The organism is Streptomyces sp. NPDC127084 (genome assembly GCF_042724175.1).
Lineage (GTDB): Bacteria > Actinomycetota > Actinomycetes > Streptomycetales > Streptomycetaceae > Streptomyces.
Genome location: NZ_JBHXFA010000233.1, coordinates 1 through 7757, shown reverse-complemented (window position 1 = coordinate 7757; position 7757 = coordinate 1). Strand labels below are relative to the sequence as shown.

Sequence of the window (7757 nt, the reverse complement as noted above, 5' to 3'; positions counted from 1 at the left end):
CCAGCTACCCACTAACCTCTGCGGCCCCGCCCGCGCGGGGGGCCCACACGCGGGCCCGCGGGGGTCCCCCACCCCCGCCCCGCCCACGCGGCAGGTGCAGGGGATTACTGCGGAGGTTCGGTATGCGCATTCCCGCGCGCTCGGTATGCACGGCGATCCGCGACGACATCGTGTCCGGGGTCTTCGAGCGCGGCAGCCGGCTCGCCGAAGAGCAGCTGGCTCGTCGCTACGGCGTCTCCCGCGTCCCCGTGCGCGAGGCGCTGCGCACCCTGGAGTCGGAGGGCTTCGTGGTGTCCCGGCGGCATGCCGGGGCGTGTGTCGCCGAGCCCACCGCACAGGAGGCCGCCGACCTGCTGGAGATCCGCGCGCTGCTGGAGCCGCTGGGTGCCGCCCGGGCCGCGCGGCGGCGTACGGAAGCCCATCTGAAGGTGCTGCGCGGGTTGGTGAGGCTGGGCCAGGAGCGAGCCCGCCACGGTCAGAGCGAGGATCTGCGGGCACTGGGCGGCTGGTTTCACGAGACCTTGGCTCAGGCGTCCGCCAGTCCCGGGCTCATCACCCTGCTCACCCAGTTGCGGCACAAGATCGCCTGGATGTACGCGGTCGAGCAGCCGGGCCAGCCGGGGGAGTGCTGGACCGAGCACGGGGCGATCGTGGACGCCGTGGCCCGCGGTGACGCGGAGCGGGCCCGGGCGCTCACCACGGCACACGCCGAGCGGATGAGCAGGTCGCACCGGTTGCGTACCGCGCCGCTCGCGCCGCCCCGTTCGGCGGTGAGGGGTTCGCAACATCCCGTAAACACGGCGAGTGCCCGCCATTAACACGCGCGCTGTATATAAAGGAAGGGTAATATCCAGGATTTCCGGTGGGTGGCTCCGATGGGAATTACCTTTCCGGAGTTGCATGCCTGCCCTGGATTTCCGATCTGGAACTCCGACCTGGACCTACGGCCTGCATTTCCGAATGCGGTGTCCCCCGTTCATCTTCTCGTGAGGCTGGTGATCAGACGGTCTCGGGGAGTTCCTCAAGGCCTTCGGCCACCAGCTTCGCAAGCCGGTCCAGCACCGCCTCCGCACCCTCCGCGTCGGAGACGAGCACGATCTCATCGCCGCCCTCCGCGCCGAGGCTGAGCACCGCCAGCATCGAAGCGGCGTTGACCGGGCCGCCGTCCGCCTTGGCGATGGTGACCGGGATGCCCGCCGCCGTGGTGGCGCGAACGAAGATCGAAGCGGGGCGGGCGTGCAGGCCCTCGGCCCAGCCGACATGGACGCGGCGCTCAGCCATGGTGATGCCTCCTGAGTCTGGGGGTGCCCTCAGACTGCACCCGCCTCCCGGGCTCCGCGACCGGGGCCCGGGCCGTAGTCTTGGGCCCATGCAGAGCCCGTCGGATCACGCGTACCCCGACCACTGGGAAGCCGACGTGGTGCTGCGCGACGGTGGCACCGCGCGCATCAGGCCCATCACCACGCAGGACGCCGAACGGCTCGTGAGCTTTTACGAGCAGGTCTCGGACGAGTCCAAGTACTACCGCTTCTTCGCGCCCTACCCCCGACTGTCCACCAAGGACGTCCACCGGTTCACCCACCACGACTACGTGGACAGGGTGGGCCTGGCGGCGACGGTGGGCGGCGAGTTCATCGCGACCGTGCGCTATGACCGCATCGACGCGAACGGCAGGCCGGCGCCGGCACCCGCCGACGAGGCGGAGGTCGCCTTCCTGGTCCAGGACGCGCACCAGGGCAGGGGCGTCGCTTCTGCGCTCCTCGAACACATCGCGGCGGTCGCCCGCGAACGGGGCATCCGGCGGTTCGCGGCGGAGGTACTGCCGGCGAACAACAAGATGATCAAGGTGTTCACGGACGCCGGCTACAGCCAGAAGCGCAGCTTCGAGGACGGAGCCGTCCGGCTGACGCTGGATCTGGAACCGACCGCACGGTCGCTCGCCGTCCAGCGGGCCCGCGAGCAACGCGCGGAGGCGCGCTCCGTGCAGCGTCTGCTGGCTCCCGGTTCGGTGGCGGTGATCGGCGCCGGCCGGGCACAGGGCGGAGTGGGACGAGCCGCGCTGCGCAATCTTCTGGAATCCGGTTACACCGGGCGGCTGTACGCGGTGAACAGTTCCCTGCCGCAGGACCGTCCCGACGGGCCGGACGCGCACGAGATCGAAGGCGTGCCCGCCTTCCGTACGCTCGCGGACATCGGTGAGCCTGTCGACCTCGCGGTGGTGGCGGTGCCCGCCGAACGGGTGCCGGAGGCCGTCGCGGACTGCGGTGAACACGGCGTGCAAGGGCTGGTCGTCCTGACCGCCGGTTACGCGGAGAGCGGCGTACAAGGGCGAGAGCGGCAGCGTGAACTGGTACGCCAGGCGCGCAGATATGGCATGCGGATCATCGGACCGAACGCCTTCGGGATCATCAACACCGCCGAAGAGGTCCGGCTGAACGCATCGCTCGCCCCCGAGTCACCGGCCCGGGGCCGGATCGGACTGTTCACCCAGTCGGGCGCGATCGGCATCGCGCTGCTCAGCGGACTGCACCGGCGCGGCGCCGGACTGTCGTCCTTCATCTCGTCCGGCAACCGGGCCGATGTCTCCGGCAACGACTTCCTCCAGTACTGGTACGAGGACCCCGACACCGACGTGGTGCTGCTGTACCTGGAATCGCTCGGCAACCCCCGGAAGTTCGCCCGCCTCGCCCGGCGTACCGCCGCCGCCAAACCCGTCGTGGTCGTGCGGGGCGCCCGGCACAGTGGAAGCGCGCCCCCCGGCCACGCGGTGCCGACCCCCCGCATCCCGTACGCCACCGTGTCGGAGCTCCTCGCCCAGGCAGGGGTGATCCGCGTCGACACGGTCACGGAGCTTGTCGACGCGGGGCTGCTGCTCGCCGGCCAACCGCTGCCCGGGGGCCCGCGGGTGGCGATCCTCGGCAACTCCGAGTCGCTCGGGCTGCTCACCTACGACGCCTGTCTGACGGAGGGCCTGCGGCCACTCCCGCCGCGCGACCTGACGACGGCGGCGACTCCGGACGACTTCCGCCAGGCACTCGCCGAGGCGATGAAGGATCCGGCGTGCGACGCGGTCGTCGTCAACGCGATCCCCTGGGTCGGGGAAGGCGGTGCGACCGAGTCGGGCGACGGCGAGGTGCTGGCGGGAGCGCTGCGCCAGGCGGCGGAGTCCTCCCCGCCGAAGCCGGTGCTCGTGGTCCATGTCGAACTGGGCGGTCTGGCGGACGCGCTGGCGGCGGCGACGAGTTCGGCACCGCCGCGCCCGTCCACAGCCCCCGGTGCCGACGCGGCCCCGGGCGAGCCGGCCACGGACGGGGCCGTACGCCGGGAGGCCGTGCGGCAGGACACCGCCGTACCGGACGGGGACCGGGAACCGGCCGCCGCGCCGATGCTCCCCGCCGTGCCCCGTATCCCCGCCTACCCCGCCGCCGAGCGTGCCGTACGCGCGCTCGCCGAGGCCGTGCGTTACGCGCAGTGGCGGCGGGACGCGGCGCGCCCCGGCAAGGTGCCCGAGTTCGAGGACATCGACGAGGACGGGGCCGCCTCCCTCGTCGCCCGGGTGATGGATCAGACCCGAGGGGCGCACGGAGTCACGCTCACCGATCCCGACACACGCGCGCTCCTGGCGCACTACGGGATCGACGTACTGGCTACCGTCCCCGCGCCGAGCCCCGACGCCGCCGTACGCGCCGCCGCCCGACTCGGCTACCCCGTGGCGCTCAAGACCATGGCACCGCATCTGCGGCACCGCCCGGACCTCGGGGGCGTACGGCTCGATCTCGCCGACGAGCATCAGATCCGCCAGGCGTACGCGGAGTTGACCGCGACGCTGGGCGGGCCCGCCGAGCTCAGGCCTGTCGTGCAGGCGATGGTCCCGCGGGGTGTGGACACGGTGGTACGTGCCGCCATTGATCCGGCCGTCGGAGCCGTACTGTCGTTCGGGCTCGCCGGACCCGCGACGGAACTGCTCGGCGACACCGCCCACCGGCTGGTCCCCGCCACCGACCGCGACGCGGCCGAGCTCGTGCGTTCCATCAGGACCGCCCCCATCCTCTTCGGCTGGCGTGGATCGGCACCCGTGGACAGCGGCGCTCTCGAAGAACTCCTGCTGAGAGTGTCGCGACTGGTGGACGACCATCCGGAGGTGGTCGGCGTCGGCCTGGAACCGGTCGTCGTGGCCCAGCACGGCCTCTCCGTGCTCGGCGCCACCGTCCGGCTCGCTCCGCCGCCGCCGCGCAGCGACCAGGGCCCGCGGACGCTCCCCCGTTACTGAGCGCACTCCAGGGTCCTGGGGCCCCGTTAGGATGGAGCCCATGGCGAAGACCGGTACGACGACCCAGGGGCTGCGCACGGCGATCGAGCGCAGCGGCTACTACCCGGCTCTCGTGGCCGAGGCGGTGGAAGCCGCCGTGGGCGGTGAGCAGATCGCGTCGTACCTGGTCCACCAGGAGACCACGTTCGACTCCAACGAGGTCCGCCGCCATGTCACCGTGCTGGTGCTGACAGCGACCCGGTTCGTGGTGAGTCACACCGACGAGCAGGCCGCCGACAACAGCTCCCCGACGCCGTACGCCACGACCTCCACCGAGTCCGTCAAGCTGGACCGGATCTCCTCGGTCGTCGTCAGCCGGGTCGTCGCCAACCCCGAGGCGTACACCCCCGGCACCCTGCCCCGTGAGGTCGTTCTCACCATCGGCTGGGGCGCGGTCTCCCGAATCGACCTGGAGCCCGCCGCCTGCGGGGACCCCAACTGCGACGCGGACCACGGCTACACCGGCAACTCCACGGCGGACGACCTCAGCCTGCGCGTCAGCGAGGCGGGTGACGGCCCGGACGCCGTCCGGCAGACTCTCACCTTCGCCCAGGCGCTGTCCGAGGCCACGGCCGCCACGACCACCGCACGCTGATGGCCCTGCCCGACTCCGCCTGGCCTGATGATCCCTGGCACAGCGCGAGCGAGCTGCTCGCACTCGGCACCGCCGCCGTACCCGCGTACGGCAGCGGCTCCCTGGCCGATCTGCTGCCGACCATCGCCGCAGGCCAGGGAGTGCCCGGCCCGCGCCACACGCTCACGGAGCTGGCACCCGCCGACCGGAACTGCGTCTTCCTGATCGACGGCCTGGGCTGGGAGCAGCTCAAGGCGCACCCGGCCGAGGCACCGTTCCTGACCTCGCTGCTGGACTCGTCCCGTGGCGGTACCGGTCGGCCGATCACCGTCGGATTCCCCTCCACCACCGCCACCTCGCTGGCGTCCTTCGGCACCGGTCTGCCGCCCGGCTCGCACGGGCTGCCCGGCTACACGGCCCGCAATCCGGAGACCGGCGAGCTGATGAACCAGCTCCGCTGGACGCCCTGGACGTCCCCGCGGGTCTGGCAGCCGTATCCGACCGTCTTCCAGCTCGCCGACGAAGCCGGTGTGCACACCGCCCAGGTGTCGTCGCCCGCCTTCCAGGACACCCCGCTCACCAAGATCGCCCTGAGTGGTGGAACGTTTCACGGGAGGCTCAGCGGCGAGGAGCGGATGGACTTCGCGGCTGAGCAGCTCGCCGCCGCCGACCGGTCGCTCGTCTACACCTACTACAGCGAGGTCGACGGCAAGGGCCATCGTTTCGGAGTGGACTCCGACGCCTGGCGCGGCCAGCTCATGTACGTCGACCGCCTGGTGCAGCGCCTCGCCGAGCAGCTTCCGCCGCGTACCGCGCTCTATGTGACGGCCGACCACGGCATGATCGACATCCCGTTCGACGAGGAGTCGCGCATCGACTTCGACGAGGACTGGGAGCTGCGCGCCGGAGTCGCCCTGCTCGGCGGCGAGGGCCGGGCCCGCCATGTGTACGCGGTGCCCGGTGCCGAGTCCGATGTGCTCGCCGTCTGGCGGGAGGTGCTGGGTGACCGCTTCTGGGTCGCGAGCCGTGATGAGGCGATCACGGCGGGCTGGTTCGGCGGACACGTGGACGAGCGGGTGTACGGCCGCATCGGCGATGTCGTCGCGGCGGCGCACGCCGATGTCGTGATCACCGCGTCCGTGAACGAGCCCCGGGAGTCGGCGATGGTCGGCATGCATGGTTCGATGACGCCTGTGGAGCAACTGGTTCCGCTGATCGAAGTTCGCTCCTGAGGCGCGCTGCCCGCACCGACCGCGTTCGTGCCCACCGCCCGTCCGCTGCCAAGACCTGACCCACCCAGACCTGAAAGGTCGTCGCTTCCTCATGCCCGAGCTGGTGTTCTTCTCCGGAACCATGGACTGCGGAAAGAGCACACTGGCGCTCCAGATCGCCCACAACCGCGACGCGCGCGGGCTGCAGGGCGTGATCTTCACCCGCGATGACAGGGCGGGCGAGGGCAAGCTGTCCTCCCGGCTAGGCCTGGTGACGGAGGCGGTCGAGGCTCTGCGGGGCATGGACCTGTACGCGTACCTCGTCGCCAAGCTGTCCCAGGGCGGCAAGGCCGACTATGTGATCGTCGACGAGGCGCAGTTCCTCGCGCCGGATCAGATCGACCAGCTTGCCCGTATCGTCGACGACCTCGGCCTGGACGTCTTCGCCTTCGGCATCACCACCGACTTCCGGACCAAGCTCTTCCCAGGTTCCCAGCGGCTGATCGAACTGGCGGACCGGATCGAGCAGCTCCAGGTCGAGGCCCTGTGCTGGTGTGGCGCGCGGGCCACGCACAACGCCCGTACGGTGGGCGGCGAGATGGTCGTCGAGGGCGAGCAGGTCGTAGTCGGGGACGTGAACCGGCCGTCGGAGGAGATCGGTTACGAGGTTCTCTGCCGCCGTCACCACCGCCGCCACATGACCTCGGCATCGGCCCAGGCCGGCGTGCTGTCCCCGGATGTCCTTCCGGTCAACAACGCCTGACAGCTCCAAGGCGCCGGTCCATGCGCTGCGGCGGCACCTGCGGTACTCGCCCGTCTCCAGTTCGACGCAGGACGAGGCCCGAAGGTGTTCGAAAAAGCCGTACGACTGCGGGACAGGAAGACCGAGCTCGCCTCCCCCTGAGCTCGTCGGCGCGGTCCGTCACGGGAACACCTACGCTGAGACGGGGAGTGTCCGTGGGAGAAGCGGATCGTGCTCGCCCCCCAGCACACACGGGGAAGTGGAACTTCCCGGCGGAGTCCTCGTTCTGTGATTCCGCCGCGGGGGCGCGGCGGGGTCAGCGCTCCGCCGAGCGTACGACCGTGAACACCGCACCCTCGGGGTCCGCGACCGTCGCCAGCCACCCGCTGCCGCCCTCGCGGGGCTCGTGCAGCACATGGCCGCCGAGGTCCTGTACCAGGGCCGTGGTCTCCTCGGTGTCCTCGACCTCGAAATACGTCATCCAGTGCGAGCCCCGGTCGCGCGGCAGGGCATGCCCGACCCCGTGCAGCGAGGCCACCGCGCGGCCCTCGAGATGCAGGGTCGCGTAGTCGAACTCGGTGGAGACGACCGGCTCCACGTCATAGCCGAAGACCGAGTGGTAGAACTTGCTGACCGCCGAGGTCTCCCTGGTCACCAGCTCGTACCAGACCGGTGTGCCGTGGGTGCCGAACAGAGCGGTCCCGGTGTGGGCGGTGGCCTGCCAGATGCCGAACACGGCGCCCTCCGGGTCAGAAGCGATCGCCATCCGGCCCGCGTCGGCCGCGTCCAGCGGCCCGGGGGGGGGCCGGGGGCGCGCCCGGGCCCCCGGCCGGGGGGGGGGCGCCCCCCCGGGCCGCGCGGGGCCCGCCGCTCCGGGCCCGGCAGGCACACCGCTCCGGGGACGGGCCGGGTGGTGGCGCG

6 protein-coding genes and 1 pseudogene are annotated in these 7757 nt (G+C 71.5%); 5 read left to right on the top strand and 2 right to left on the bottom strand.

Translation table 11 applies throughout. The features are described from left to right. The first annotated feature begins 122 nt into the window (after nucleotides 1–122). On the top strand, nucleotides 123–818 hold the full coding sequence (locus tag ACFWI9_RS31700) for a GntR family transcriptional regulator (RefSeq protein WP_387167972.1): 696 nt from the start codon (nucleotides 123–125) through the stop codon (nucleotides 816–818). 181 nt (nucleotides 819–999) lie between these two features. Here the strand turns inward: ACFWI9_RS31700 and ACFWI9_RS31695 are convergent, their stop codons facing one another. After that, on the bottom strand, nucleotides 1000–1281 hold the full coding sequence (locus ACFWI9_RS31695) for an HPr family phosphocarrier protein (protein WP_387167970.1): 282 nt from the start codon (nucleotides 1279–1281) through the stop codon (nucleotides 1000–1002). A gap of 88 nt (nucleotides 1282–1369) precedes the next feature. Between ACFWI9_RS31695 and ACFWI9_RS31690 the strand changes: the two genes are divergently transcribed. The 4 genes from ACFWI9_RS31690 to ACFWI9_RS31675 all read left to right on the top strand — a co-directional run bounded on the left by ACFWI9_RS31690 (nucleotide 1370) and on the right by ACFWI9_RS31675 (nucleotide 6857). Further along, the gene (locus tag ACFWI9_RS31690; RefSeq protein WP_387167967.1) at nucleotides 1370–4270 is read left to right on the top strand and encodes a GNAT family N-acetyltransferase; all 2901 of its coding nucleotides are present in this window, start codon (nucleotides 1370–1372) and stop codon (nucleotides 4268–4270) included. A gap of 40 nt (nucleotides 4271–4310) precedes the next feature. Continuing rightward, a complete protein-coding gene (locus tag ACFWI9_RS31685; protein WP_387167964.1) occupies nucleotides 4311–4904 on the top strand; it encodes a DUF5998 family protein in 594 nt (197 codons plus the stop codon). Next, entirely contained in the window at nucleotides 4904–6115 is a 1212-nt protein-coding gene (locus ACFWI9_RS31680; RefSeq protein ID WP_387167961.1) for an alkaline phosphatase family protein, read from the top strand. Before ACFWI9_RS31685 ends, ACFWI9_RS31680 begins: the two co-directional genes overlap by 1 nt. Before the next feature lie 91 nt (nucleotides 6116–6206). Beyond that, on the top strand, nucleotides 6207–6857 hold the full coding sequence (locus ACFWI9_RS31675) for a thymidine kinase (protein ID WP_387167958.1): 651 nt from the start codon (nucleotides 6207–6209) through the stop codon (nucleotides 6855–6857). Nucleotides 6858–7152: 295 nt separating this feature from the next. On the opposite strand, the pseudogene ACFWI9_RS31670 reads toward ACFWI9_RS31675, so the two are convergent. Then, nucleotides 7153–7632, bottom strand: a pseudogene (locus ACFWI9_RS31670) (VOC family protein); the annotation flags it as partial. Between the last annotated feature and the right edge of the window lie 125 nt (nucleotides 7633–7757).

What these genes read in the sequence shown, in the direction of transcription:
- ACFWI9_RS31700 (WP_387167972.1), top strand. Translation starts at nt 123, where the DNA reads ATGCGCATTCCCGCGCGCTCGGTATGCACGGCGATCCGCGACGACATC.
- ACFWI9_RS31695 (WP_387167970.1), bottom strand. Translation starts at nt 1,281, where the DNA reads ATGGCTGAGCGCCGCGTCCATGTCGGCTGGGCCGAGGGCCTGCACGCC.
- ACFWI9_RS31690 (WP_387167967.1), top strand. Translation starts at nt 1,370, where the DNA reads ATGCAGAGCCCGTCGGATCACGCGTACCCCGACCACTGGGAAGCCGAC.
- ACFWI9_RS31685 (WP_387167964.1), top strand. Translation starts at nt 4,311, where the DNA reads ATGGCGAAGACCGGTACGACGACCCAGGGGCTGCGCACGGCGATCGAG.
- ACFWI9_RS31680 (WP_387167961.1), top strand. Translation starts at nt 4,904, where the DNA reads ATGGCCCTGCCCGACTCCGCCTGGCCTGATGATCCCTGGCACAGCGCG.
- ACFWI9_RS31675 (WP_387167958.1), top strand. Translation starts at nt 6,207, where the DNA reads ATGCCCGAGCTGGTGTTCTTCTCCGGAACCATGGACTGCGGAAAGAGC.